Origin of the sequence: Fuscovulum sp., from assembly GCA_035192965.1 — a bacterium.
In the GTDB taxonomy this organism is placed as follows: Bacteria; Pseudomonadota; Alphaproteobacteria; order Rhodobacterales; family Rhodobacteraceae; genus Paragemmobacter.
Genome location: CP136571.1, coordinates 1,170,213 through 1,196,802, shown reverse-complemented (window position 1 = coordinate 1,196,802; position 26,590 = coordinate 1,170,213). Strand labels below are relative to the sequence as shown.

24 protein-coding genes are annotated in these 26,590 nt (G+C 64.0%); 11 read left to right on the top strand and 13 right to left on the bottom strand.

Annotated elements, in window-relative coordinates:
- From RSE12_05930 to RSE12_05920, 3 genes are all read right to left on the bottom strand, one after another.
- Entirely contained in the window at positions 1 to 489 is a 489-nt protein-coding gene (locus RSE12_05930) for a tripartite tricarboxylate transporter TctB family protein (protein WRH63872.1), read from the bottom strand.
- Positions 486 to 1,430: a tripartite tricarboxylate transporter substrate binding protein gene (locus tag RSE12_05925; protein ID WRH63871.1), complete on the bottom strand. Its 945-nt coding sequence runs from the start codon at positions 1,428 to 1,430 to the stop codon at positions 486 to 488. Before RSE12_05925 ends, RSE12_05930 begins: the two co-directional genes overlap by 4 nt.
- Before the next feature lie 118 nt (positions 1,431 to 1,548).
- Positions 1,549 to 2,616 carry an ABC transporter substrate-binding protein gene (locus tag RSE12_05920; GenBank protein WRH63870.1) on the bottom strand — a complete coding sequence of 356 codons (1,068 nt, stop codon included), beginning with the start codon at positions 2,614 to 2,616 and terminating at the stop codon, positions 1,549 to 1,551.
- Positions 2,617 to 2,690: 74 nt separating this feature from the next.
- Between RSE12_05920 and RSE12_05915 the strand changes: the two genes are divergently transcribed.
- Both RSE12_05915 and RSE12_05910 read left to right on the top strand, forming a co-directional pair.
- A complete protein-coding gene (locus RSE12_05915) occupies positions 2,691 to 3,365 on the top strand; it encodes a response regulator transcription factor (GenBank protein WRH63869.1) in 675 nt (224 codons plus the stop codon).
- The gene (locus tag RSE12_05910; protein WRH63868.1) at positions 3,362 to 4,765 is read left to right on the top strand and encodes a sensor histidine kinase N-terminal domain-containing protein; all 1,404 of its coding nucleotides are present in this window, start codon (positions 3,362 to 3,364) and stop codon (positions 4,763 to 4,765) included. The genes RSE12_05915 and RSE12_05910 overlap by 4 nt, the downstream gene beginning before the upstream one ends.
- Here RSE12_05910 and RSE12_05905 read toward each other — a convergent pair whose 3' ends face one another.
- The gene (locus RSE12_05905; protein WRH63867.1) at positions 4,766 to 5,425 is read right to left on the bottom strand and encodes an exopolysaccharide biosynthesis protein; all 660 of its coding nucleotides are present in this window, start codon (positions 5,423 to 5,425) and stop codon (positions 4,766 to 4,768) included.
- A gap of 95 nt (positions 5,426 to 5,520) precedes the next feature.
- Positions 5,521 to 7,233 carry an adenine deaminase gene (ade, locus tag RSE12_05900; GenBank protein WRH63866.1) on the bottom strand — a complete coding sequence of 571 codons (1,713 nt, stop codon included), beginning with the start codon at positions 7,231 to 7,233 and terminating at the stop codon, positions 5,521 to 5,523.
- Positions 7,234 to 7,339: 106 nt separating this feature from the next.
- On the opposite strand from ade, the gene RSE12_05895 reads away from it, so the two are divergent.
- Positions 7,340 to 8,260: a DMT family transporter gene (locus RSE12_05895; protein ID WRH63865.1), complete on the top strand. Its 921-nt coding sequence runs from the start codon at positions 7,340 to 7,342 to the stop codon at positions 8,258 to 8,260.
- 58 nt (positions 8,261 to 8,318) lie between these two features.
- Here the strand turns inward: RSE12_05895 and ettA are convergent, their stop codons facing one another.
- The gene (ettA, locus tag RSE12_05890) at positions 8,319 to 9,974 is read right to left on the bottom strand and encodes an energy-dependent translational throttle protein EttA (protein ID WRH63864.1); all 1,656 of its coding nucleotides are present in this window, start codon (positions 9,972 to 9,974) and stop codon (positions 8,319 to 8,321) included.
- 128 nt (positions 9,975 to 10,102) lie between these two features.
- Between ettA and RSE12_05885 the strand changes: the two genes are divergently transcribed.
- Positions 10,103 to 10,699, top strand: coding sequence for a nicotinate-nucleotide adenylyltransferase (locus RSE12_05885; protein WRH63863.1), 597 nt, complete (start codon positions 10,103 to 10,105; stop codon positions 10,697 to 10,699).
- Positions 10,700 to 10,777: 78 nt separating this feature from the next.
- Complete coding sequence (gene dacB / locus RSE12_05880) at positions 10,778 to 12,256, top strand: D-alanyl-D-alanine carboxypeptidase/D-alanyl-D-alanine-endopeptidase (GenBank protein ID WRH63862.1); 1,479 nt, start codon at positions 10,778 to 10,780, stop codon at positions 12,254 to 12,256.
- Positions 12,257 to 12,306: 50 nt separating this feature from the next.
- Here the strand turns inward: dacB and RSE12_05875 are convergent, their stop codons facing one another.
- Both RSE12_05875 and RSE12_05870 read right to left on the bottom strand, forming a co-directional pair.
- Entirely contained in the window at positions 12,307 to 12,699 is a 393-nt protein-coding gene (locus tag RSE12_05875) for a hypothetical protein (protein WRH63861.1), read from the bottom strand.
- A 188-nt stretch (positions 12,700 to 12,887) separates the two neighbouring features.
- Positions 12,888 to 13,307, bottom strand: a complete 420-nt coding sequence (locus RSE12_05870; protein WRH63860.1) for a tellurite resistance TerB family protein — start codon at positions 13,305 to 13,307, stop codon at positions 12,888 to 12,890.
- Between the two features lie 140 nt (positions 13,308 to 13,447).
- On the opposite strand from RSE12_05870, the gene RSE12_05865 reads away from it, so the two are divergent.
- The 3 genes from RSE12_05865 to RSE12_05855 all read left to right on the top strand — a co-directional run bounded on the left by RSE12_05865 (position 13,448) and on the right by RSE12_05855 (position 17,913).
- Positions 13,448 to 15,028, top strand: a complete 1,581-nt coding sequence (locus RSE12_05865; protein ID WRH63859.1) for a lysine--tRNA ligase — start codon at positions 13,448 to 13,450, stop codon at positions 15,026 to 15,028.
- Positions 15,029 to 15,073: 45 nt separating this feature from the next.
- Positions 15,074 to 15,535, top strand: coding sequence for a DUF4864 domain-containing protein (locus RSE12_05860; protein ID WRH63858.1), 462 nt, complete (start codon positions 15,074 to 15,076; stop codon positions 15,533 to 15,535).
- A gap of 89 nt (positions 15,536 to 15,624) precedes the next feature.
- Complete coding sequence (locus RSE12_05855) at positions 15,625 to 17,913, top strand: glycosyl hydrolase family 28-related protein (GenBank protein WRH63857.1); 2,289 nt, start codon at positions 15,625 to 15,627, stop codon at positions 17,911 to 17,913.
- A gap of 30 nt (positions 17,914 to 17,943) precedes the next feature.
- Here the strand turns inward: RSE12_05855 and RSE12_05850 are convergent, their stop codons facing one another.
- The gene (locus RSE12_05850) at positions 17,944 to 18,429 is read right to left on the bottom strand and encodes a pyridoxamine 5'-phosphate oxidase family protein (GenBank protein WRH63856.1); all 486 of its coding nucleotides are present in this window, start codon (positions 18,427 to 18,429) and stop codon (positions 17,944 to 17,946) included.
- Between the two features lie 81 nt (positions 18,430 to 18,510).
- Between RSE12_05850 and RSE12_05845 the strand changes: the two genes are divergently transcribed.
- Positions 18,511 to 20,136 carry a SulP family inorganic anion transporter gene (locus RSE12_05845; protein WRH63855.1) on the top strand — a complete coding sequence of 542 codons (1,626 nt, stop codon included), beginning with the start codon at positions 18,511 to 18,513 and terminating at the stop codon, positions 20,134 to 20,136.
- A 128-nt stretch (positions 20,137 to 20,264) separates the two neighbouring features.
- Here RSE12_05845 and truA read toward each other — a convergent pair whose 3' ends face one another.
- A complete protein-coding gene (gene truA / locus RSE12_05840) occupies positions 20,265 to 21,038 on the bottom strand; it encodes a tRNA pseudouridine(38-40) synthase TruA (GenBank protein ID WRH63854.1) in 774 nt (257 codons plus the stop codon).
- 107 nt (positions 21,039 to 21,145) lie between these two features.
- Here truA and RSE12_05835 point away from each other — a divergent pair, with 107 nt between their 5' ends.
- Together RSE12_05835 and RSE12_05830 are read left to right on the top strand one after the other, a co-directional pair.
- On the top strand, positions 21,146 to 22,561 hold the full coding sequence (locus RSE12_05835) for a YcjX family protein (GenBank protein WRH63853.1): 1,416 nt from the start codon (positions 21,146 to 21,148) through the stop codon (positions 22,559 to 22,561).
- A gap of 26 nt (positions 22,562 to 22,587) precedes the next feature.
- Positions 22,588 to 23,562: a TIGR01620 family protein gene (locus RSE12_05830; GenBank protein WRH64747.1), complete on the top strand. Its 975-nt coding sequence runs from the start codon at positions 22,588 to 22,590 to the stop codon at positions 23,560 to 23,562.
- Positions 23,563 to 23,564: 2 nt separating this feature from the next.
- Here RSE12_05830 and RSE12_05825 read toward each other — a convergent pair whose 3' ends face one another.
- From RSE12_05825 to pth, 3 genes are all read right to left on the bottom strand, one after another.
- Complete coding sequence (locus RSE12_05825; protein WRH64746.1) at positions 23,565 to 24,707, bottom strand: serine hydrolase; 1,143 nt, start codon at positions 24,705 to 24,707, stop codon at positions 23,565 to 23,567.
- Positions 24,708 to 24,774: 67 nt separating this feature from the next.
- Complete coding sequence (locus RSE12_05820; GenBank protein ID WRH63852.1) at positions 24,775 to 25,806, bottom strand: DUF2332 family protein; 1,032 nt, start codon at positions 25,804 to 25,806, stop codon at positions 24,775 to 24,777.
- On the bottom strand, positions 25,803 to 26,567 hold the full coding sequence (pth, locus tag RSE12_05815; GenBank protein ID WRH63851.1) for an aminoacyl-tRNA hydrolase: 765 nt from the start codon (positions 26,565 to 26,567) through the stop codon (positions 25,803 to 25,805). Before pth ends, RSE12_05820 begins: the two co-directional genes overlap by 4 nt.
- Between the last annotated feature and the right edge of the window lie 23 nt (positions 26,568 to 26,590).

Sequence of the window (26,590 nt, the reverse complement as noted above, 5' to 3'; positions counted from 1 at the left end):
TCAGCGCCCGAAGATCAGCATTTCAATCGGCCCCGCCGGCAGGTTCAACTGCAGCAGAACATCGAAGACCAGATAGATGAACAGGCCCAGCACCACACCCGACACGATCGCCCGCAGGAACCGCCGTTCCCCAAAGGCCGCGGCGGCAGAGGTGAACAGGATCGTCGCGCCCAGCACGAAACCGATGGTGTGGATCGTGGCGACCATCACCACCATGCCACCCAGCAACCACAACAGCGGAACAGGTTGCTGCTTTGGCCGCGGCGGGCCGGGATTGCGCCAGCCCTGATAGGCCGTTCCGAACCCAAGAAAGACCAGAACGCTCCCGATCAGGCGCGGTACATCCCCCGCCCCCACACCGGAATACCCAGCTTTCGAGGTGATGCGCGATCCGTCCCACAGCATCAGGATGCCGATGGCGATCAGAAAGACCGCGATGGCAAACGCCGCCCCATCGGGGCGGCGTCCGGTTTCACCTTGCGGTGTCATTGCACCAGACCAATGTCCTTGAGGATCGCGGTCGTGGCCTCGATCTCGGTGGCCAGCTGCGCCTGGAAATCGGCCCCGGCAAGGTAGGTGTCAGCCCAGCCCTTGTCGGCCAGCGCCTTCTGCCAGCCTGCCGATTTCGCCAGCTTTTCGATATCTGCCGAAACCTGCGCCTTCTGTTCGTCGCTCAGGCCCGGAGCCGCGGCAACCATGCGCCAGTTCTGCACCACAACATCATAGCCCGCCTCGGTCAGCGTCGGCGCGTCAACGCCTTCCAGCCGCTCACCCGACGATACGGCCAGCAGGCGCATCGTGCCCGCTTCAACCTGCGGCAGGAACTCGCCCAGGCCGGAAATCCCCGCCGTCACCTGATTGCCCAGGATGGCCGCCGTCGCCTCACCACCGCCCGAGAAGGCGACATAGTTGATCTTGGTCGGGTCCACACCCGCCGCCTTGGCCAGCAGGCCCACGGTGATGTGGTCCACGCCGCCCGCCGAACCACCGGCCCAGCTGACTGCACCCGGATCGGCGGCCATCGCATCGACCAGACCCTTGATATCCTGAATGGGCGATGCCGCAGGCACCACGATGGCCACCGCTTCGCCGGTCAGGCGCGCAATCGGCGTCACGTCGGCCAGCGATACGGGCGAAGCGTTGGTCAGGATCGCGCCGACCATAACATAGCCACCGACGATCAGTTGCGACGGATCACCGGAAGCCGAGGCTACGAACTGCGCCAGCCCGACCGTGCCGCCCGCGCCGGGAACGTTGGTCACCTGAACAGAGCCGGAAATGCCTTCGGCCTGCATCACCTCTTGCATCGTGCGGGCGGTCGAATCCCAGCCGCCGCCGGGGCTTGCCGGGGCCATGATCGCATAGTCATTCGCAAAAGACGGTGCTGCCAGCGCAGCGGCGAACATCGCGCCGATAAGGGCGTGTTTCATCTTGGTCTCTCCTCCCAAAGTCCCGGCTTGTGCCGGGCAAACTGTCACGGACGGCACCTCCTCGTGCCTCCCATGCGCTACACAAGCACATCAACCTGTCATCTACCTGACATGTTCCCTAGTCGCCGGGTTGCGTCTCGTCGGCCCAGCGACGCAACAGCCGCTTGCGCTTGGATTGGTCCAGATAAACCAGCAGGCCGGGGCTGACGCCCACCGGCTGCAACTGGGGGCCAAGGATGGCCTGCATCATCCGCGCGCTATTCGCATCAGACACCTCAAGCGAAATCGCCGGCAGGCGCAGCTTGCGCGCCAGAATCTCCTGCCCTTCCCGGCTCATCAGAAAGGCCAGAAAGGCCTCACCCAGATCGGGGTTGCGCGCCGCGCGCGGCACAAGCGCCACCCGCGACACGACCACCGTGTAATCCTTCAGCAAAACCAGCCCGATCTCGGGCCTTTGCCGCGCCTGATCAGCGGCATAAGAGCCAAGGATGTTATAGCCCAGCTTCAACCGGCCATCCGCCACCCTGTCGATGATGTCCTGACTGGTGGGAAAAACCTCCAGCCCTGCCCGGGCCATCGCGCGGATCAAGGCCCAGATATCGCCGAACAATTCCTCATCCCGCGCCAGGAACAGATAACCCAGAGCCGACCGCGTGATATCATAGGTTCCCACCGCGCCTCCGTCACCGGGGGGCTTCGCGCGCAACCAATCCATCAGCGCCAGCCGCGATGTCGGCGGCCCGTCGGGAAAGCTGGGACGGTGATAAACCAGCACGGCAGGCTCATAGGTCAGCGCATAGGCCATGTCCTGCCATTGCGCCCAATCTGGCCAATCCCGCGCCGCAGGCGGTGAAACAGCCCGGGCATAGCCATCATTGGCAAGGCTCATCTGCAAATCCATGCCCGACGAGAACACGAAATCCGCCGTCGCCCCGATGCCATCCGTCTCTTGCCGCACCCGGTCGCGAATCGCGCCAGTCAGCAGATCCTCGTATCGCACGGCAACATCGGGGTTCTGCGCCTGAAACGCCGTGATCATCGGCGCTGCAAGCCCTTTATCCAGCGTGGAATAGATCGTCAGTTCCTGCGCCGCCTGCCCGGCGGGTGCATCGAACAGAAACACCTCGGCCATCGCTGGCCAAGCCGCGCCGATCAAACCCGCAAGAAACAGCCCCCTCACCCTCATGGATCACAGCTTGCCCCATGGCAGCCCCGTTCACAACGCCGCCGTTCCGCCCTAGTCTTCCGGGCGGAGGCCCCATGCGCATCATGCTCGTCGAAGATGACCGACCACTGGCCGAGGCGTTGACCACGCTTCTGGTGCAGTCGGGCTATGCCGTCGATACCGTCCATGACGGCCTGTCGGCCGAAGCCCTCGGCGCATCGGAACGCTTTGATCTGGTCATCCTTGATCTGAACCTGCCGGAAATGGATGGGCTGGCGGTACTGCGCGCCATGCGCGCCCGGTCGGATGATGCCGCCGTGATGATCCTGACGGCCCGTGGCGCACCCGAGGATCGCGTGCGTGGGCTGAACCTTGGGGCGGATGATTATCTGACCAAACCCTTCGACATCGCCGAATTCGAGGCGCGGGTCCGGTCGCTCCTGCGCCGTCAGGCAGGTCTGCGCGCCTCGACCTTGACTGTGGGCGCGGTGACGCTGGATCTGATCTCGCGCCGCCTGTCCACCGCCTCTGGCCCCATTGACCTGCCCGCCCGCGAACTTGCGCTGGTGGAGTTGCTGTTCACCCGCGCGGGCAAGGTCGTCAGTAAGGAAACCATCGTCCAGTCGCTGACATCGCTCGATGACAGCCTGTCCGACAATGCCATCGAACAATATGTCTCGCGCCTGCGCCGCCGACTTGCCGTGCATGGCGTGGCGCTGCGCACCGCGCGCGGTATCGGCTATTACATCGACAAGGCCCCCGGCGCATGACGGCATCCGCTGCCATCGGTCGCTGGTCGCTGCGGCGCAGGTTGCTTGGCTGGTTGTTCCTGTCGACGGCCCTGCTGGGCCTTGCCGCCCTTCTGGATACTTGGGGCGAGGCGCGGCGCACCGCTCAGGGCGTATCAGACCGCGTTTTGGCCGGGTCTGCGCTGGCCATCGCTGAACGGATCAGCGTCGATCTGTCCGGCACGATCGAGGTGGACATCCCCTATTCCGCGCTCGACATGCTGGCCTCGGCGGCCGAGGATCAGGTCTTCTACCGGGTCGATGGCCCTGACGGTTTCCTTACCGGGTATGAAGCGCTGGCCACCGTGCCGCGCGGGCAGGATGACGATACGGCCTTCACCGATGGCCTCTTCGGCGCCACACCCATCCGCATCGCCACCCTTTACGGGCAGGTCTCCACCGGCGAGGATTTTCTGCCCTATTCGGTCACCGTCGCCGAATCCACCCGCGCCCGCGATGCACTGGCGCGCACCATCCTGATCCGCTCTGCTTTGCGCCTGACCGGGCTGGCCATCGGGGCAGCGCTGATCGTGTGGTTCACCGTGACCAGCGCCCTGCGCCCGTTGGACCGGTTGGCACAAACCCTGTCGACGCGCGCACCCGATGACCTTAGCCCGCTGCGCGCGGATATTCCCTCTGAAGTGGCAAGCCCGATCGAGGCAATGAACAGCTTCATGGAACGCCTCGATGCGGCGGTGGCGGCCTTGCGCAACTTTACCGGCAATGCCGGGCATCAGTTGCGCACGCCGCTGGCCACTGTCCGCGCCCAGCTTGCACTGATTGCCCGCACCACACCCGACGCAGGGCAGGACAGCATCGCCAAAGCCGAGGCTGCGCTTGTCCGCGCCGAACGTGTGCTGGCGCAGCTTCTGATGCTGGCGCGGATCGACGCCGCCGCCGCCCGCCGCGCCCTGCCCGCCACCGATCTGGCCGCCATCGCGCGCAGCACCACCGCCGACGCTATCCCCGAGGCCAACCGCTTCGGCCACGACCTTGGGTATGAGGGGGCAGACACCCTGATCGCCCGCGCCGATCCGGTGCTTTGCGCCGAACTGCTGACGAACCTTGTCGACAACGCCATCCGCTATGCCGGCCCGCAGGCTACCATAACCGTCCGCGCCCTCGCCACGCCCGATGGGCCCGTGCTGGAGGTCGAAGATGATGGCCCCGGCCTGCCGCCCGATGCCCTGCCCCGCCTGCTCGCGCGGCAGGATCTGCGCGCCGATGCCGTGCAAGGCACCCATGGCCTTGGTCTTGCTGTCGTGGGCGAAATCGCCCGCCTGTTTGAGGCCCGGTTGGAGTTTGCCGCCGCACAAGGCAAGCCCGGGCACGTCATCCGCTGCCGTTTTCCCGATCCCGGCCCCGTTCCCGGTGCCGTCTGATCAGAACGCGTTGACGATCAGGAAAATCGTGGCCTTGGCCAGCGCCCAGACCACGCCGGATACGATCACCATCGACAACGCGCCGACAATCGCACCGATCACCACCCATAACCCGTCACGTTCCAGCACACCCAGCGCCATCAACGAAATGGCAAGTGCCGGCAGCATGTTGCCCAACGGGATAGGCATGGCCAGCACGATGGCCAGGGCAAGGCAAATGCCGCCAATGATCCGCTCACCTGTAACAGAGGTCACGAACAGAAACCGTGGCTTCAGGAGCCGTTCCAGCCGCGCAATCAACGGCGTCACCCGTCCGACAAACGAGTTGAAATCGCTGCGAGTCATCGAACGATCCGCGATGATGGCGGGCAACCACGGCAGTTTCCCCAGCATCATCTGCGCGGTCAGATAAAGCAGTGGCAGACCCAGAATCGACGATGTCCCCGGCGGCGTCGGCACCACATTCGGAAGGGCAAAAAGCAGGATCAGCGCCGCCACGGCACGCGCATCCATCGCCTGCATCAGATCGGATACAGACACGCGCTCACGCCGCTCATCAGCCCCGATCGCGTCCAGGATCTGCGAAAACCGCTTCTTCCCCTCGGGCTGTGCCCCTTCGATCTTGCCAAAACGCCGTGCGATCTTTCGTCCCCTGCCCATCGGGCCCTTGTCCCCTCATGCCACCCTTACAAACTTCGTCACTTGAAGGGCCAAGCGCAACCCCGTGGGTGCCTTGCTATCACATTAACCCGCTGTCACGGGATCACTTCAAAGCGGTCTACATCCACCATGCCGTGATCCGTGATCTTCAGATGCGGGATCACGGGAAGCGCCAAAAACGCCAGCTGCAGGAACGGCTCCTCCAGCACCACCCCCAACCCCGCCGCCGCAGCGCGCAGGGCCACAAGACGTTCGCGGACAAATTCGAACGGTTCAAGGCTCATCAGCCCGGCCACCGGCAAGGGCAGTTCCGCCAGCACCCGCCCCCCCTCGACCACCACGAAACCTCCTTCGATCTCGCCCAGCCTGTTGGCGGCCAGCGCCATGTCGTCATAGTCCGCCCCGACCACGGCAATGTTGTGATGATCGTGACAGACGGTCGATGCGATCGCCCCCCGTTTCAGCCCGAACCCCTTTACAAATCCCGTGGCACGATTGCCGTTCCTGCCATGGCGTTCAATCACCGCGATGCGGATCAGGTCACGGTCCAGATCAGGCCGCTTGTCGCCATCGGTGGGCGCGATGTCATAGGTCAGGTACTCGGTGATGATCTTGCCGGGCAGGATGCCGATGACTGGGGTCTCTACCCGGTTGCCCCCACAGCGGAAATGATGCGCTTCCACCTTCGGCGCCTTGACCGAATGCCGCGCCACGGGCGGGATAATCTGCCGCGCGGCAAAGGCTTCCTCCGTCACCTCAACGCCGCCTGCGAAAACCCGCGATGCGTGGCAGCCGTTAAGACTGTCGATCACCACGATATCGGCCCGCTTTCCGGGCGCGATCAGACCGCGATCCTTCAATCCAAAGGCCTCAGCCGCCGAAAGGCTGGCCGCGCGATAGACAGCCAAAGGTTCCGCCCCAAGCGCGATGGCCGTGCGGATCATGTGGTCCAGATGCCCATGCTCGGCGATGTCCAAAGGGTTGCGGTCATCGGTGCACAGGCACAGATAAGGGGCATAGCGTTCGATCAGCAGCGAGGCCAGCGAAGCCAAGTCCTTCGAAACCGATCCTTCGCGGATCAGCACCCGCATCCCCTTGCGCAGCTTTTCCAGCGCCTCCTCGGCGGTCGTCGCCTCATGCTCCGTCCGTATCCCCGCGGCGATATATCCGTTCAGGTCATTGCCGCGCAAAAGCGGGGCGTGGCCGTCGATATGCCGGCCCTGCCACGCCTCCAGCTTGGCCATACAGCCCGCGTCTTGCATCAGAACACCGGGGAAATTCATGAACTCCGCCAGCCCGATCCCGCGCGGATGGTCCATCAGCGGGATCAGGTCCGCCGCTTCCAACTGTGCGCCGGCCGTTTCCATATGGGTTGACGGCACGCAGGACGACAACTGAACCCGAATGTCCATCAATGTGCGGCTTGATGCGTCCAGAAAGTAACCGATCCCCTCCAGCCCGCAGACATTCGCAATCTCATGCGGATCGCAGATCGCCGTCGTCACTCCACGCGGCGTCACGCAACGGTCAAACTCGAACGGCGTCACCAGCGAGGATTCGATATGCAGATGCGTGTCGATGAACCCCGGCACCAGCACCTGCCCTGACACGTCGATGACGCGCTTGCCCTCATAGCTGCCAAATACACCGACAATCGTATCGCCACAGATTGCCACATCCGTTTCCACCAGATCCCCGGTGATCAGGTCAAACACACGCCCGCCCCGCAGCACCAGATCGGCAGGCACAGTGCCACGCCCTTGGGCGATGCGGTCGGAAAGAGGGGCCTTGGGGGCGATCTGCGGCATGGACAACACTCCTTTGTTCCAGCAAACCCCAAGCCTTCGTGATGGTCCACCCCCCTTGCACCCGGAGCGGAAGGATGGTCCACCTGAGCCAACGCCAGAGGTGAACATGCGCCCGCTCCGCGGCATTGCCCTGAAACTCGGCTCCGTCCTTGTGTTCATCGTCATGGTTTCGATGATCAAGGCCACCGCCGACCATGTCCCGGCCGGGCAATCGGTGTTCTTCCGGTCCGCTTTCGCGATCCCTGTCATCGTGATCTGGCTTGTGATGCGGCGGGAACTGTCTACCGGCCTGCGCGCCGCAAGCCCGATGGGCCATGTCTGGCGCGGTTTTGCAGGCACCTGCGCGATGGGGCTGGGCTTTGCCGGGCTTGGCTATCTGCCTTTGCCCGAAGTCACGGCCATCGGCTACGCCGCCCCCCTGCTGACCGTGATCTTTGCGGCGATGTTTCTGGGCGAAGATGTCCGACTGTTCCGACTGTCCTGTGTTGCGCTGGGTCTGGTGGGGGTGTTGATCGTCCTGTCACCGCGCCTGACCCTGCTGGAAGGCGGAGCCAGCCATGCCGAGGCCTTCGGTGCCCTGCTGGTTCTGGGCGGCGCAGTCTTTGCCGCTCTGGCGCAGGTCTTCGTGCGCAAGCTGGTGCAGACGGAAAAGACACCGGCCATCGTGTTCTACTTTTCACTGACAGCCACGGTTCTGTCTCTGGCCACTCTTCCCTTTGGCTGGGTCTGGCCAAGCCCAACGGAATTGGCCTTGCTGATCGGTGCAGGGCTTCTGGGCGGTGTCGGTCAGATTCTGCTGACATCCAGTTACCGCGAGGCCGACGCCTCGCTCGTGGCGCCCTTTGACTATGCCTCGATGCTGTTCGCACTGGCTATTGGCTGGTTTGTCTTTGCCGAAATGCCCAGCCGGACCGTGCTTGCCGGCGCGGCCCTGATCATTCTGGCAGGCATTCTGATTATCCTGCGCGAACGCAAGCTGGGAAAGAACCGGGCGCAGCAGCGCAAGGTCACCACGCCGCAGGGATAGATCCGGCCCGGACGTAAAGACAATAAAGCGGGGCGGGTCTTACCCCGCCCCCTTCAGATCAGCGCGAGAACTTCTTGTACTTCACGCGCTTCGGTTCAATCGAATCCGGGCCAAGACGACGCACCTTGTCATCCTCATAGGCCTGGAAGTTGCCCTCGAACCATTCGACATGCGCATCGCCTTCAAACGCAAGGATATGGGTGCAAAGCCGGTCAAGGAAGAACCTGTCGTGGCTGATGATCACCGCACAACCGGCAAACTCTTCGATCGCCGATTCCAGCGCCTGCAGCGTTTCCACGTCCAGATCGTTGGTCGGTTCGTCCAGCAGCAGCACGTTGCCCCCGGACTTCAGCAGTTTTGCCATGTGAACGCGGTTGCGCTCCCCGCCCGACAGGATGCCCACCTTCTTTTGCTGGTCCGATCCCTTGAAGTTGAATGACGAACAATAGGCGCGGCTGTTCACCTCGGCATCGCCCAGAACAACGATATCCAGCGCGTCAGTGATCTCTTCCCAGACGTTCTTGTTGGGATCCAGCGAATCGCGCGACTGGTCGACATAGGAAAGTTGAACCGTATCGCCCAGCGTGATGGTCCCGCTGTCGGGCTGCTCTGTGCCGATGATCATTTTCATCAGCGTGGATTTCCCGGCCCCGTTCGGACCGATCACACCAACAATCCCGCCCGGCGGCAGCGCGAAGGACAGGTTTTCGATCAACTGCTTGTCGCCCAGCGATTTCGAGACATTCTCAAATTCGATGACCTTGGACCCCAACCGCGGACCATGCGGAATGATGATCTGCGCCTTGCCAACCAGATCCTTGACCGACTCATCCGCCATCTTTTCATAGGCCGAGATACGCGCCTTGGATTTGGCCTGCCGGGCCTTGGCACCGGCACGGATCCATTCCAGTTCCTTTTCCAGAACCTTCTGCTTGGCCTTGTCCTCGCGCGCTTCCTGCGCAAGCCGCTTGGCCTTGGCATCCAGCCATGAGGAATAGTTGCCCTCATGCGGCAGCCCCTTGCCGCGTTCCAGTTCCAGAATCCAGGTCGTGATATCGTCAAGGAAATAGCGGTCGTGGGTCACGGTCAGGATCGTGCCCTTGTATTCGATCAGGTGCTTTTGCAGCCAGGCGATCGTTTCGGCATCAAGGTGGTTGGTCGGTTCGTCCAAGAGCAGCATGTCGGGTGCTTCCAACAGCAGCTTGCACAGCGCAACGCGGCGCTTTTCACCACCCGACAGCGTTTCGACATTGGCATCATCCGGCGGGCAGCGCAGGGCCTCCATCGCCACGTCGATCTGGCTGTCCAGATCCCACAGGTTTTCCGCGTCGATCTGATCCTGCAACTGCGACATCTCTTCGGCGGTTTCATCCGAATAGTTCATCGCCAACTCGTTGTAGCGGTCCAGCTTGCCCTGCTTTTCCGCCACGCCCAGCTTGACGTTCTCGCGCACGGTCAGGTTCGGGTCCAGCTGCGGTTCCTGCGGCAGGTAGCCCACCTTGGCCCCCTTGGCGGCCCAGGCTTCGCCCTGAAAATCCTTGTCCCATCCGGCCATGACGCGCAGCAGGGTGGATTTCCCCGCCCCGTTCACACCGACAACGCCGATCTTTACCCCGGGCAGAAAGTTCAGGCGGATGTTTTCAAACACCTTCTTGCCGCCGGGATAGGTCTTTGACACGCCATCCATGTGATAGACGTATTGATACGAGGCCATCTTGCCGCTCCTGCGTGAATCCTTTGGGATGTTGGGGGGACATGTAGCGATAATGCTGGACAGTGGCAACGTGAGGTGTTTGGGGCAGAGTGGATGGGCATCTGCCCAGAATTGCAGCGGAGGGCGGCGTGCGGGCAGGATTCCCCGTTGCGCGAAAGGGAATGGTGATCGGGCTTCTGGGAGGAAGCTTCGATCCGGCACATGGCGGCCATGTCCACATCACGCGCGAAGCGCTCAAGCGCATGGGCCTGGACCGGGTCTGGTGGCTGGTCAGCCCCGGCAATCCGCTGAAACAGCGCGGCCCCGCCCCGCTTGCCGACCGGATGACGCGCGCCCGTGCGGTGATGCGCGATCCCCGTGTCGTGGTCAGCGATATCGAGGCGCGCCTTGGCACCCGTTACACCGCCGAAACGCTCCGGGCGCTGCGGGCGCATTATCCCGGTGTACGTTTCGTCTGGCTGATGGGGGCGGACAATCTGGTGCAGTTTCACCGCTGGGAACGGTGGGAGGATATTTTGCGCATGGTCCCCGTCGGCGTTCTTGCCCGGCCCGGTTGGGGCGTACGCGCGCGCATGTCCAAGGCCGCCCGCATCTACGGCGGCGATCTTGTGGATCGTGGCGAGGTGCTGCGTAACAAACCCGCCCCGGCCTGGTGTTTCGTGAACCTGCCGATGGACGGGTCCTCTTCCACCGCGATCCGGGCGCGGGGGGAATGGCGGCGCTGACGCCGTGACGCGGCATTTCTTCCGCTTGCTGGATGCCATCGGCTTTGGCTAGGCTCTGCGGGTTCGCTCTGGGGGGAAATGATGGTTTCGCGGCGGTTTGTTCTGGGTGGGATGCTGGCCGGTCTTGCGGCCCCTGCCCTGGCCGAAGGGCTGACGGTCAGCCCGCGCCCCTTGGCGCGGCCCTCCGGTCAAACCACCAAGGCCAGATCGGCTGCCGATCCCAGTGCGTTGATCGAAGCGGCAGGTCTCGGCGGTGTGGTGGGCTATGCCGTGGCCGATGCGCGCAGCGGACAACTGCTCGAGGCCATGGGCGAAAGGCAGGCGCTTCCCCCGGCCAGCACAGCCAAAGCAGTAACCGCGCTTTATGCGCTGGAAAAGCTTGGCGGCGGACATCGCTTTGTCACCCGTATCCTTGCAACCGGCCCCATTCAGGGCGGGCGTGTGAATGGCGATCTGATCCTGTCCGGTTCGGGCGATCCGGAACTCGACACGGATCGGATGGGCGATCTTGCCGCGCAGCTTGCTGCAACCGGTATCCGCAGCATCAGCGGGGCCTTCCTGTTCCACGACGAAGCCCTGCCCGCAATCGCAGAAATCTCGAGCGATCAGCCCGATCACGTCGGCTACAACCCCGCCATTTCCGGCCTGAACCTGAACTACAACCGTGTGCATTTCGAATGGAAGCGTGCGCAGGGCGGCTGGGGCGTGGCGATGGATGCGCGCGGTGAACGCTTTGCGCCGCCGGTCCGGATGGCGCGGATGGAAGTTGTCCGCCGCAACGCGCCCCTGTTCACATGGCGCGAACGCGGCGGGTCCGAGGAATGGACCGTCGCCAGCGAAGCACTGGGCAAAGGCGGCAGCCGCTGGTTGCCCGTGCGCAACCCCGGCGCCTATACTGCCGAGGTGTTCCAGACGCTTGCCCGTGCGCAGGGGATTGATCTGCCCGAACCCAAACGCGCCGCGCGCCTGCCGCAAGGCGCGCAGGTGGTGGCCCAATTCACCGGCGACCCCTTGCCCGATGTCCTGCGCCGGATGCTGCGCTGGTCAACCAACCTGACAGCAGAAGTGATGGGCCTGTCTTCTTCCGGTGCGGGCGGGCTCAAAGCCTCTGGCGCGGCCATGTCAGACTGGGTTCAGGCACGGCTGGGGGCAGAGGGGCGCTTTGTCGATCATTCCGGGCTGGGCAGCGACAGCCGGATCAGCCCGGCTGAAATGGTCAAGGCGCTGGTCACTGCACAGGCCACACCGTCGGGCAGCGGATTGAAACCGATCCTGCGCAATCTCGGCATGCGCAACGGCGACGGGGAGGAAATCGACAGCCCGGTCTCGGTCATCGGCAAGACCGGCACGCTGAACTTCGTCTCTTCGCTTGTCGGTTATGTCCAACCACCCTCGGGGCGCGAAATGGCCTTCGCCATCTTTTGCGCCGATGCGGCCCGGCGTGACAGGCTGTCCGTCGCCGAACGCGAAGAACCCGCAGGCGGCAAGGCCTGGACCCGCCGCGCGCGGCGATTGCAGGGGCAACTGATCGCGCGCTGGGCTGGGTTGTATGCGTGAGGGGTGTGGGGGCGGGGTAAATCCCTCCCCACCTCGGAAGTGCTGCGGCCTTATTCCGGTGCCTTGCCTGTCGTCAGGCCGAAGACGTCGCCCCTCGAGAGGTAGTCGGCCATGCCAATGAAGCTTGCTGCGATGATGCAGTTGTCCACGGGTGCCATGCCCGTCATGTCGGAGGGCAGTCCTCCCTTGGCCCAGCATACAAGGTCGGTTCCGAGCGTGGCAGGCAGGACCGTCCAGGTGCCGGTCGTCGTCTTGCGGTCGCGGGTGTCCCAAAAAAGTGCCTGACCAGAGGGGGCGAAGTGGACGTATTGCCGTCCCCAAACCATGCGGACGAGGAAGGAACTGTTGGCGAGTTCGGCGCGGAGCGCCTCGGTCTGGTCCTTCGAAACGGCGCGGATGTCGCGATAGTCGATCAAGGTTGCCGCATCTGGGACATGCGTCATCGGCCTTCCGTCCGTGGTTGGTGCGCAGGCCGAAAGGATAAGGCCGAAGCAGAGGGCGGCGGGCGAAACTGCGCTTCTGGTTGAACTCGTCACGGGAACATCCTTCACTGATTACTTAACTGTTTCACGTGTGATCGTGTCTGTGCTTCGCACGATGCCCGCCGCTTTGCGGAAGGAAGACGCGGTTCTCACGGCTTCAAATGCCGCACCCGCGCACCCCATTCGATGGCCGCCGCATGGAGGCGGTCCACGCGCAACTCCTCGCGCACCTCCTCCAGCATCCGCAACTCCACCTCATTATGGTTGCCATCCGCCGTCACCACATCGCAGGCCAGCGCATAGGCCGTCTCGTTCAACCGCTCGGGCAGGGCTTCGCGGATCAGCCCGAACAGCGCATCCAGCCCATCCTCTTCTTCGAACAGGTCAAACACGATCTGGCTGATGCGGCGAATGCGGTCGGTGTCGTAATCGGCAAATACCGGCATGTGATTGACCATGCGCTGTATGGCCACCAGTTCGGCCGTCCGCATGTTCTGGTCTGATGCCGAACAGGCCACCATCACGGCGATCAGCGCATCCTGGGGTGACATGGCAGATGTGTCGGACATGGCGCTTTTCCTTACCGTACCGGGCCGCTCCGCGACCGTTTCTCGCGGCGACATTATTGACGTGATGCAGGGGCGGCAATAGAGGACGGGGGTTTCCGGGGGCATGGGGCCCCTTGGCGGATGCCAAAGGATGTGAAGCAATGTCTTCCCTGCGCGATGCTGCGATGAAATCGAAAGCCTGGCCCTTTGAAGAGGCCCGCGCCATCCTGAAACGCTATGAGAAGAAAGACCCCGAAAAAGGCCATATCCTGTTTGAAACCGGCTATGGCCCCTCGGGCCTGCCGCATATCGGCACCTTTGGCGAGGTTGCGCGCACCACGATGATCCGCCGCGCGTTTGAGGTGATCTCGGATATCCCCACCCGGCTGATCTGTTTTTCGGATGACGTGGACGGAATGCGCAAGGTGCCCGAAAACGTGCCGCAACAGGACATGCTCCGCCAGCACATGCAAAAGCCGCTGACCAGCGTGCCGGACCCTTACGGAGAATATGAATCCTTCGGGCATCACAACAACGCCATGCTGCGGCGGTTTCTAGACACCTTCGGCTTCGAGTATGAATTCATCAGCGCGACAGAATTCTACAAATCGGGCCGCTTTGACGACACGCTGCTGCTGGCCGCGGAACGCTATGACGCGATCATGGCGATTATGCTGGCGTCGCTTCGGGACGAGCGGCAGAAGACCTATTCGGCGTTCCTGCCGATCCATCCCGAAACCGGACGGGTGCTTTATGTGCCGATGAAAGAGGTGAACGCCAAGGATGGCACCATCACCTTCGACGACGAGGATGGCCGCGAATGGACGCTGCCGGTGACGGGCGGCAATGTGAAACTGCAATGGAAGCCCGATTTCGGCGCCCGCTGGGCGGCGCTGGACGTGGACTTTGAGATGTACGGCAAGGACCACAGCACCAACACGCCGATCTATGACGGGATCTGCGAAGTGCTGGGTGGCCGCAAGCCCAATCACATGACCTATGAGCTGTTCCTCGATGATCAGGGTCAGAAAATTTCGAAGTCCAAAGGCAACGGCCTGACGATCGACGAATGGCTGTCCTACGCGGCCACGGAAAGCCTGTCCTATTTCATGTATCAAAAGCCCAAGACGGCCAAGCGGATGCATTTTGACGTGATCCCGCGCGCGGTGGATGAATACCACCAGCAACTCCGCGCCTATCCCACGCAGGATGTCGACACGCAGGTGAACAACCCGGTCTGGCACATCCACGGCGGCACCCCGCCGGAATCGCACATGATCGTGCCCTTCTCCATGCTGCTCAATCTGGCCAGCGTGGCAGGGGCCAAGGATGCTAAGGGTCTTTGGGGTTATATCCGCGCCTATGCACCCGAAGCCTCGCCCGAAACACATCCCGATCTGGATGCGGCGGCGGGCTTTGCAGTGCGCTACTTCACCGACCGTATCGCCCCCACGCGGGTGTTCCGCGCCCCCGATGCCAAGGAACGCGCCGCGATCGAGGATCTGCGCGCCCGCCTCGCGGCATGGGACGGCGGGCTGGATGCCGATGCCCTGCAAAGCATGGTCTTTGCCGTGGGCAAGGACCATGGGTTCGAACCCCTGCGCGACTGGTTCAAGGCGCTGTACGAAGTGCTTCTCGGTGCCAGCGACGGGCCCCGCTTCGGCGGCTTTGTCGCGCTTTATGGCGTGGCCGAGACCATCGCGCTGATCGACAAAGGATTGTCGGGCGAATTGCTGGCCTGAAAAGGCGATCCTCGCCGCAAATCCAGTCAATTCCGGTCTCCGGGATTGACCCTTTGGCGCATCGGTCTAGCCTTCCTGACGGGGACGTATATCAGGGAGGCCGCGATGCGCCGCATTGCCTTTGGACTTTTGACTGCCCTCTGCCTTGCCTTGCCGGTCTCGGCCCAGGAAGACCCGGTTCAGCAAACCATCCTGAACCAGATCGAGGCCTTCAAGGCCGATGATTACGACACCGCCTTCACCTTCGCCTCGCCCTCCATCAAGTCGATCTTCATGTCGCCCGAAAACTTCGGGATGATGGTCAAGAACGGCTATCCCATGGTCCACCGCCCCGGCGCGATCCAGATGCTGGAACAGCGCGAAATCGCCGGGAGGCTGTGGCAAAAGGTGATGATCACCGATCAGTCCGGGCGCACCCATGTGCTGGATTACCAGATGATCCAGGCTGATGGCGGCTGGCAGATCAATGCCGTTCAGCTTCTGCCCGAACCCGGCGTCGGGGCCTGATCCAGCCCGCCGCCACCGCGCGGCGGGCTGACATCTCGTTAACCCTGCCTTGCTACCCGTTTGCCCGGTGTTAACCGGCGAGGGAAAATATGAACAAGGCAGTTACAGACGGGCTGGTGCTTATGCCTCCGGCCTTTGAGGCAGGGCTGAACCTCTGGTCGCGCGAAGACGGGCTTCCCGGGCAGGGGTCATGGGCGAACCAGCCCAACGCAGCCTTTGTCCCGGCGGATCAGGATTTTGGCGGCTGCCTTGAGGTGCAAAAGACCAATGCCACCCTGAAACTGCGCAGCTTTCAGCAGATCCCCTTTCGCCCCGGCATGTATCTGCGCGTGACAGCCCGCGTGAAATGCCTGTCCGGGGCCTTTCCCGCCGTCCGCATTGCGGCCTTTGCCGCCGCGTCGAACGGATCGAACGTCGCCTCTGCCGTGCAGATCGGGCCGTCCGTGGCGCTGGCCCAGTATGGGCGGGTCGTCACGATCAGTGCGATCATCGGGTCGGGCAACCGGAGTGGGGTCAACATGGTCTGGGGAACCAGCCCCGCCTATGGCCATATCGGGATCGACCTGACGGGTGCGACCGGCGGCATCGTCCGCATCGACGACATCCAGATCGAAGATGCGACCGAAGTCTTTCATCGCGACATGATGACATGGGTCGACGTCCGTGATTATGGCGCACGCGGTGACGGCGTCACCGATGACACCGCCGCGTTCGAGGCTGCCGATGCCGCCGCAGGCCAAAGGTCCGTGCTTGTATCGGCGGGCACCTATCGGCTGGCGGGCAATGTCACCTTTGAAAGCGATGTCCGCTTTGAAGGGACCGTCCTCATGGCCCCCAATGTGCGCCTCGCCTGCACCCGCAACTTTGATCTGAACACCTATTCCGCCGCTTTCGGGAATGAGGAAGCCGGTTTTCGCAAGGCCGTTCAGGCGCTGTTCTTCTTCACCGACCATGCTGAGCTGGACCTGTCGGGTCGTCGCGTCGCCTTGACCGCACCGGTCGATATCGCCGCCTTGACCGGCCTCGACAGCTTCAATCAGCGCCGGGTGATCCGCAATGGACTGCTGGAGGCTGTCGCCAATTCGGCCTGGTCCACGGCGACGGTCACCTCTGTCGCCACCTATGCCGTGTCACAACCCGAAACCCTGACCGGCGTCGCCAACATCGCCAATATCCCCGTCGGGGCGCGGGTCTCCGGCACTGGTGTCGGGCGCGAGGTTTATGTGCGGTCAGTCAATGTCGCGGCCGGAACGCTGACATTGTCGATGCCCCTTTTCGCGGCCGCAGGCACCCGCACCTTCACCTTCCAACGCTACCGCTACCTGATCGACCTGAGCGGTTTTGAAAACCTCAGCCGCTTCGAATTGCGCGAGATCGGCTTCGATTGCGGTGGCCTTGCCAGTGGCTTGATGCTGTCCAAGGTCGGGCTGGCCCTCAGGGTGGACAATTGCGTCTTCAACCGCCCGCGTGACCGGGGGATCACCTCGATCGGCAGCGGGTGCCAGGGCCTGATGGTGGATCTGTGCCAGTTTCTTTCCAATGAACTGGATGTTCCCGCGCAAGACCGCACAACTATCGCCCTGAACGTGAATGCCAATGATGCGAAACTGCGCGAGAACCGGGTGGTGCGCTTTGCCCATTTCGCCGTGTTGGGCGGATCGGGCCATCTGGTGGTGGCCAACCACTTCTTTCAAGGCGATGATCAGGTGGCAGGCCCGCGTCGCGCCGGGATCATCTTCACCTCGACCCATGCCCGCAGCGTGCTGACGGGGAACTACATCGACAATTGCTTTGTCGAATGGTCCAACGAACATGATCCGGAACCGGGTTTCAGCAACGAACTGTCCTTTGGCGGGCTGACGATCACCGGAAACATCTTCATGGCAATCGATGTCAGCGCCGCTTTCCGCTGGCTGGTCGTCACACCGCGGGGACCGGGGCATTTCATCAACGGGCTGGTGGTAACGGATAACGCCTTCCGCGTGGTAAACGGGAGCATTGACCGTGTTGAGATGGTCGATGACAGCTTCGCCACACTGGATTTCGGGCGGATGCGCAACATCACCTTCGATGGCAACGCCTTCCACGCCGTCAGCCAGTTTACAGTAAGCCCGCTGGTCATCGAACACAGCCAGACCACCCCATCTGATACCTGGGTGGTCTCGCCCGGCGCGTTCATGCCCTTCGGGGGGCGGGCACGGGTCGTGTCGAGCCTCGTCCCCGAAGGCCCGGTGCAAAGCGGATCAAACGTCACCCAATTCGTACAGCCCCATGTGCTGGTCGAACAGGGAACCGCGCGCAATCAGGTGCATGTCAAATGGCCAACCGCCGTGCGCGGGCGCGTTGTCGTAACCGTACGGACCGATAACCCGACCTGAGGCGCAAGATGGCCTCCGGCACCCCGAAGATCACAGATCTTCGGGGGTCAACCGAAAGGCACGCGCAAAGCCGCCGTTCAACAGCGCCGATTTCGGCGTAAACCGAACAAAGCTGAAATCGGCGAAATCGACATAGAGCTTTGCCTTGGGATGCCGGGCCAGCCAATCTGCCCGCAATGCACTGCGCTCCCCGGCATCCGGCGCAACAAAGGCGGCACGGGCCTTGATCATCAAACGGGGATGGGTCAGCGGATCCCCCTTTTCCCCCACCTCCCCCACCATCAGCGCGCAATCGGGGTTGCGCAGCAACGCCTCGTGATGCGGGGCCAGCGCCGAGATCAGCGTCAAAAACCCACCCCCCGCTGCCGGACCAAAGGCGATCCGGCTGATCCCCGGCAATCCATCCGCCGGATCGGTCACCGCCAGCGCCGCAAACCGCGCCACGGCAATCAGATCACGCGCCAGCGCGCGCGCCGCATCATCGGCAGAGGCAACAGGATCAGGTCGGTTCGTCATGGCGGCGATGTCCACGTGATTGACAGACGGGGGGCAAGGGGCGTTTGCTGCGCGCACGGCCACTTGGCTAGCACCCGGAACATGAACAGCACAACCCACCCCGCCCCCGAGCCCGAATTCCTGCCCAAGATCCTGACGGTGCTGCGAGAAGGCTACACCCTGCGCGACCTGCGCGCCGATGCCTTGGCTGGGTTGACGGTGGCCATCGTGGCGCTGCCCTTGTCCATGGCCATCGCCATCGCCAGCGGCGTGGGGCCGGAGCGTGGGCTTTACACCACCATCGTGGGTGGTTTCCTCGTCTCTGCCTTGGGTGGTTCGCGCTATCAGATTGGCGGGCCGGCGGGGGCCTTCATCGTGCTGGTCGCCGCCTGCGTCATGGCCATCGGGATTGACGGGCTGATCCTCGCCACCTTCCTGTCGGGTTTTCTTCTGATGGCCGCCGGTGGGCTGCGGCTGGGCACCTATATCCGCTTCATCCCCTATCCCGTGACTGTGGGCTTTACCGCCGGGATTGCGGTGATCATCTTCGCCAGCCAGATCCGCGATCTGTTCGGCCTCTCCCTCAGCGCGCCGGAACCCGGCGAGATCATCGCCAAGGTCGAGGCGCTCTGGGCCGCCCGCGCGACCATCACACCCGCGGCCCTTGCCGTCGCCGCAGCAGTCATCGCCGTGATCCAAGGCATCAAGCTCTGGCGTCCCGCCGCCCCGGGTATGTTGCTGGCCGTCGTCCTCGCCTCGTTGATCGTGGCCGCCCTCGACCTGCCCATCGAAACCATCGGCACCAAATTCGGGGAACTGCCGCGGGTTCCCCCGGCCCCGTCCTTGCCCTCTTTCTCGCTCGACGCGGTTCTCGCGGCCTTGCCTTGGGCCATCAGCTTCACCTTGCTGGGGGCCATCGAATCCCTGCTCTCTGCCGTCGTCGCCGATGGGATGAGCGGCGCGCGCCACCGCAGCAATGCCGAACTGGTGGCGCAGGGAGCCGCCAATATCGGATCGGCACTTGTCGGCGGGTTCTGCGTGACCGGAACGATCGCGCGCACCGCAACCAATGTCCGTGCCGGATCGCGCGGGCCGGTGTCGGGCATGCTGCACGCCTTGTTCGTGCTGGCCTTCATGCTCATCGCCGCACCGCTGGCCGCCTATATCCCGCTTGCCGCACTGGCGGGCGTTCTGGCCGTCGTGGCCTGGAACATGGCCGAGAAAGAGGAGTTCTGGCACCTCCTCCGCTCCTCGCGCGCAGATGCGATGGTGCTCTTGGTCACCTTCCTGCTGGTCGTCTTCCGCGACCTGACCGAAGGCATCGTGGTGGGCTTTGCGCTGGGCGGCCTTGTCTTCATCGCCCGCATGTCCGACGCGGCCGAGGTCGCAGGACAAGACGACACGGCCATTTCAACCGAAAACGGGGACCGCGTGGTGATCCGCCTGCGCGGGCCGTGGTTCTTTGGCGCGGCCGCGCGGCTGGGGTCGGTTCTGGAACGCATCGCCGACCGTCCGCGCGAATTCGTCATCGACCTGACCGATGTGCCGATGATCGATTCCTCGGGTGCCCGGTCCTTCCTGCTGCTTGCGCGCAGGATGGCACGCCGGGATGGCGTGCTAATCGTCGTCGGCGCCCGTGCCCCGGTACGCCAGACGCTGGAACATCATGGGCTGGACAAGCTGCCCGTGCGCTTCCTGCCAGATCTGGCCGCCCTTGACCAAAGCTGATCCAAAGGCGCGCTGACGCGCATTTTGTTTATCTCGCCTGCGCGCATGCGCGCTTCGGCTCGGCTGATGGGGGCCTTGCCCCCAAACCCCAAGGGTATTTGGGCCAAGATGAAAGGGCTGCTTCTGGCTCAGTCCGCAAACGGGTCGGCCGGATAGGAAACGCCCGTCAGATACAAGCCCTGCGACGGGCAGACCGGGCCGCAGGCCGCGCGATCCCGCGCCGCAAGCGCATCACGCACCTCATCGGGCCGCCAACTTCCCGCGCCCACCCGTTCCAGCGTGCCGACAATGGAGCGCACCTGATTGTGCAGGAAACTGCGCGCCCGCAGGGCAAAGCGATATTCCACCCCGCCCGGAAGAAGGCGTTGAGAGATAGTTATCTCATCCAAGGTCTTCACCGGGCTTTTCGACTGGCACATCGTTGACCGGAAGGTGGTGAAATCATGCAGCCCGATCAGATGCGCCGCCCCTTGCTGCATGGCGAGCAGATCCAGCGGGTTCTGCACTTGCCAGACCAGCCCCCGGTCATGCGTCACGGGGGCGCGCCGGGCAACCAGCCGGAACAAATAGCGCCGCTCGGTCGCGCTGAACCGGGCATGGAAATCCTCTCTCACCCGCGCCACCCGCAGGACCGCGACAGGGGCAGGTTTCAGATGATGGTTCAACGCCTCGGACAGGCGGAAGGGATCCCAGTCGCGGGTCAGGTCGCAATGCGCCACCTGCCCCGTCGCATGCACCCCGGTATCGGTGCGCCCCGCCGCTGCAATCGTATGCGGTCCCGGTTCCAGCTTGCCCAGCGCTGCCTCGATCGCGGCCTGCACCGACGGCTGCCCCGCCGCCTGCCTTTGCCACCCGTTGAAGGGTGACCCGTCATAATCAATGAGAAGCGCATAGCGTGGCATGGGGCGGGCCTAGCCCAAGGCGGGCAGGCTTGTCCACCATCGGCTGCGCCAAGGCTACACATCCGCCGCTGCGATCCCTATGTTAAGATGTCAGACAGGGGAAAAGATTGGTCCTTTCATCCATCACCGACGGCATTTCTCGTGGGATCGAAGGGGCAACGGCCAGCTTGTCCGAGGCCCTGTTCGAACCTGTGATCCGCCTTGGCGTGACTGGCCTCAGCCGCGCAGGCAAGACCGTGTTCATCACCGGTCTGGTCGCCAACCTGCTGGACCGGGGGCGGATGCCGCAGCTGTCCGCGCAAGCCTCAGGGCGGATCGAGTCGGTCTGGCTGCAGCCGCAGCCCGATGTGACCCTGCCCCGCTTTGACTATGAAGGGCATCTCGCCGCGTTGACAGGCGACGCCCCGCGCTGGCCCGACAGCACCCGCGCCGTATCTGAACTGCGCCTGTCCTTCCGCGTGCGGCCTGATGGGTGGCTGTCCGGCCTCACTGGCCCGCGAATCGTGCATCTCGACATCGTCGATTACCCCGGTGAATGGCTGATGGACCTTGGCCTCTTGGACAAGAGCTATGCCGACTGGTCGGATGAGGTGCTGACGCGCCTGTCCAAACGCCCCGAAGCGGCGGAGTTCATGGCCACCGCGCGTGCCGAAGACGGCTCCCTTCCCCTGGCAGAGCCGCGCGCGCAAGCGCTTGCCGCGCTGTTCACCACCTATCTGTCCGGAGCGCGGACCGCAGGCTGGGCCGATTGCACGCCCGGCCGCTTCCTGCTGCCCGGTGATCTTGCCGGTTCGCCCGTGCTGACCTTTGCGCCCCTGCCCCGCCCCGCCAGCACCCCGCGCGGCAGCCTTTGGCATGAGATGGAACGCCGGTTTGAGGGCTATAAGGCAAAGGTCGTGCGCCCCTTCTTCCGCGATCATTTCGCCCGCGTCGATCGTCAGATCGTGCTGGCCGATGTGCTGGGCGCCATCCATCAGGGCCCGCAGGCGCTGGAAGACCTGCGCCGTGTCATGGCCGATGTTCTTGCGGCCTTTCGCCCGGGCCGCAACGGCTGGCTCACCGCGCTTTTGGGCGGCAAGCGGGTGGAACGCATCCTGCTGGCCGCGACCAAGGCCGATTACCTGCACCACAGCCAGCACCCTGCGCTGACCAACATCATGCAGGCCATGCTGCGCGAGGCGCGCGACCGCGCCGAGTTTGCAGGCGCCTTGACCGGGGCCATGTCGCTGTCCGGTTTCCGCGCGACGGTTGAGGAGACGGTTACCCGCGATGGCATGGCGCTGGATTGCGTGCGTGGGCGGCTTCAGGATGGCCGCGTCGTCGCCATGTATCCCGGCCGCCTACCCGACGATCCGTCGCGCCTGCTGTCGCCCGCCCGGCAGGGGGCGGATCGCTGGCTGGATGCCGAGTTTGGCCTGATGGCCTTTGAACCGCCCCTGCGCATGGCGCGCAAACCGGGGGACGGGCCGCCGCATATCCGGCTGGACCGCGCCATGGAATTCTTGATCGGAGACAGGCTGTGACCGCCGACAAGCCCTTCATCATCGAAATGGAAGACAGCGCCAATCCCGGGGCTGATCCGTCGCTTGCCCCGCCCGTGCCGGATCTTCTGCCCGACGGGCGGGTGATGCAGGCCGCGATGCGCATCGGGGCCAAACGGCCGCGCTCTGCCCTTGGGCGCTTTGCGATCTGGGCCTTTGGCGCGCTGTTCTCTTTCGTGCTGTCCGTGGCGGCCTGGGATTTCGTGACCGGCCTTCTGACCACCAACACCGCGCTGGGTACCATAGCGCTGATCCTTGTCGGCCTGGCCGTTCTGGCCGCCACCCTGCTTGCTCTGCGCGAGGCCGCCACCTTCGCGCGCTTGGCCCAGCTTGACGGTCTGCGCCTGCGCGCAGCAGGGGCGGCCACTCTCGCCGATGCCAAGCGCGTGACGGGCGAATTGACCGGGCTTTACACCCGCCGCGGCGATATGGCCTGGGCGGTGTCACGGCTCAAGGAACGTCAGGGCGATGTGCTAGATGCCGATGCCCTGCTTCGGCTGGCCGAGGTGGAACTGATGTCCCCCCTCGACACCGCCGCCCGGGCCGAGGTTGAGGCTGCCGCGCGTCAGGTCGCCACTGTCACGGCGCTGGTGCCGCTGGCACTGGCCGATGTGGCAATGGCGCTGTTCGCCAATCTGCGCATGATCCGCCGCATCGCGGAAATCTATGGCGGTCGGGCGGGAACGCTCGGCTCCATGCGCCTGCTGCGTCGGGTGTTCGGGCATCTGATCGCCACTGGGGCGGTTGCCCTGACCGATGATCTGATCGGCTCCGTTGCGGGCGGGGGCGTGCTGTCCAAACTGTCACGCCGCTTTGGCGAAGGCGTGGTCAACGGCGCGCTGACAGCCCGCGTCGGCATCGCCGCGATGGAGATTTGCCGCCCCCTGCCCTTTGCCGCCCTCCCGCGCCCCAGCGTCAGCCAGACGGTCAGCCGCGCCTTGGCAGGGCTGTTTAACCGTGGCGACGACGCGCAGAAGGTCTGACCTTACAACGCATCCGCAATCCGGCGGAACATCGCGATATTGCCCTCGGCCACGCCCGCATCTTCAAACCCGCGATCAGCGGCGTTGACCGCAATCACGATGTTCCGTGCCCGGTCGATCCAGATGTATTGGCCATAAATGCCCTGCGCGTTCACCTCGCCCGGCGCTGCACCATCGGCAATCCACCACTGATAACCGTATCCCGCCCCGCCGGGGGCCGAAGGGACGGTCGATGCCTCAACCCAATCGCGCGGCACGATCTGGCGTCCCTGCCACATCCCGCCCTGCGCGATCATCTGCCCGAACCGCGCATAATCCCGCGTCGTCATGTTCAACCCGCCCAGCACAAAACTGACACCGTACCCATCCGTCAGGTAATAGGGCGCAACCTCCACCCCCAACGGGGCCAGGATATGCCGCTCCAGCAGTTCGGGAATATCCTCCCCCGTCGCACCCCGGATGATCATCCCCAGAACATGCGTGTCGATGGACACATATCGCCAGTCGCTGCCCGGTTCCGCCGCGCGGTCCTTCAGGCTTGCCGCAAAGCCATCCATGGATTGGCCCAACGCCAGCACCCGCCCCATGCGGTTAATGTCCGACCAGAAATCAAGGTAGTCCTCGTTGAACGCCACGCCCGAAGACATGGTCAGGATGTGCCGAACGGTCGCCCCGTCATAGGCTGTGCCCGCCAGTTCCGGCACATATTTCGTCACCGGGTCATCAAGGCTGTCGATATGCCCCTCGGCCAGCACGATCCCGAACAGGGCCGACAGAAAGCTCTTCGCCACGCTCCAGGAAATCCGCAGGTCTTCCGGCCCGGTACCAAGGTAATAGCTTTCATGCACCACTTGCCCGTCCTTCAGCACCACCAGCGCCGTCACATCCCGCGCGGTGATCCACTCCGCCACTTCGGGTGGCAGCACCGCCTCCGGCCCCATTGGCAAGGGGCTGACCGGCCCGTCCCCACGCGACAGCGGGCGTGTCAGGAACAGGCGGTCCATGTGGCTGAAATTCTGCACAATGCGATCTTCGGCAAACAGACTGTTCACCGCCATCAGACGCGCAATCTCTTCCCGTTTCCACAGCGCCAGCGCCGCGACCAGCAGCAACACGATCCCCAGGATCCGGCCAAATTTGCGCATCACACCCTCCCCCACCGCTTCCCAAGCCTTGCCATGCGCCACAAGCCCTGCCAAGCGCGCCGTTCCGTCAACCCTGCGCGCCCTCATCGCCCCAACGCACCCAGCGGCCGTGGAAACAGGCCCGGCCCAGCGTCATTTCGCCCGCCCCCGGCCAAAGCTGCAGCCGCAGCGCCGCCCCATCCGCGCGACCGTCCGCCTCCATCGACAGATGCGCAAGCGGGGCATCCTCACTGGCCCGCGCCCCTGCGGCTTCCAGCGCGGCCCTGCATCGAAGCTGCGTCTCAGGCGGAAAGTACTGCCACGCCACCGTGTGAAACACGACATGCACCTTTCCCGGCATCTGGACCGCCAATCGCCGTTCCAGCCACTCAGCCGCATCACCCCGCACCAGAGACAGGCGCAGACGCGCAGCCTCATCCAGCGCGGCCCGCGTACGGTTCAGGCGGTCAGGCTGGTCCGGCCACAGATAGGCCAGCAGGCGTAATCTGTCCTTGACCGGATCAAGCGGGTTCAGGTCCACCCCAGCCCGCCCCGCAATCACAAATGGGGCTGCCGGGGGCAAGCCCCTCTGCCAATCCGGCTGCAACCGGATCGGCCCTTCACCGCGTGGCCCATCCGGCAAATCCAGACGGCAGCGGTCCCACATCAGGTTCAACCCACCCGAACACCCCAGTTCCGAAAGCACCAGCGGCCGCCCGAACCGCGCCGCGATCACATGCGCGGCAGCCATCAGGGGCGCAGACCGGCGCACCTCATTCGTCTGCGGCGGCTGGTCAAGCCAGCGCAGCAGATGCGCCTCATGCCGCACCAATGCCTCCATCACCGCAGGCACAGGATCATCCGTCGCATAAGCCGCGGCCAACCCGGCATCCTCACCCGTCAGGATCAGCGCATGCAGCCCCCCGGCCAGACGCAGCGCCACCGCATCCCCCGCAGGCCCCGGCTCGCCCTGCCAAGCCAGCACCCGGTCTGCCACTGCCGTCCCCGGCGACAAGGATTCTGCCAAACCGTTCAGCAGCCGCTCCATCAGGGGCGAGCCCAATCGCCCACAGGCCCGTGCCTGCGACCGGAAGGCTGCCCTGACCGCCGCCTCTGTCACCGAAACTTGTCCATCAGTTTCTGCATCGGGCTGCGCGTGTCTTGCGGCGCCTCTGCAGGGGTCTCCGGCGCGTCGGTATGCACATTTGTATGCACGCCCATCTGCACCGGGCGCTGCACCGCGCGCTGCACGTCATTTTTGGCCCCCGCCGGGCCACGCGGCCCCGCCTCAGTCTTGTCCGAAGACCGCGGCGGCGCGGTGCGCAACGCCACTGCATTCATGAACCGCGCCCCATCCCCATCCGCCAAAGCCGCGGCGCCGTCGGAAATCCCGCGCAAAAGATCATCCAGCCAATCCTGATCCGCCTTGGCGAAATCGTTCAGGACATAGGCCGCTACGGCATCCTTGTGCCCCGGATGCCCGATCCCCAGCCGCACCCGTGCATAGGCATCGGTGCCCAGATGCTGATGGATCGACCGCAGCCCGTTATGCCCCGCATGACCACCCCCCGGCTTGACCCGCGCCTTGCCGGGCGCAAGGTCCAGCTCATCGTGGAAAATGGTTATATCTGAAGGGTTTAGCTTGTAGAACACCATCGCCGCGCGCACACTTTCGCCCGACAGGTTCATGAAGGTTTGCGGCTTTACCAGCAGCACCTTCTCATCCCTCAGCCGCCCCTCGGCAACACTGGCCTTGAACGCGGCCTTCCACGGGCCAAACCCGTGATCCGCCGCGATCCGGTCCAGCGCCATGAACCCGATATTGTGCCGGTTGCCCGCATATTTCGCGCCCGGATTGCCAAGCCCCACGAAAATCTTCACGCCACCGCCCCCTCAAAGCCCAC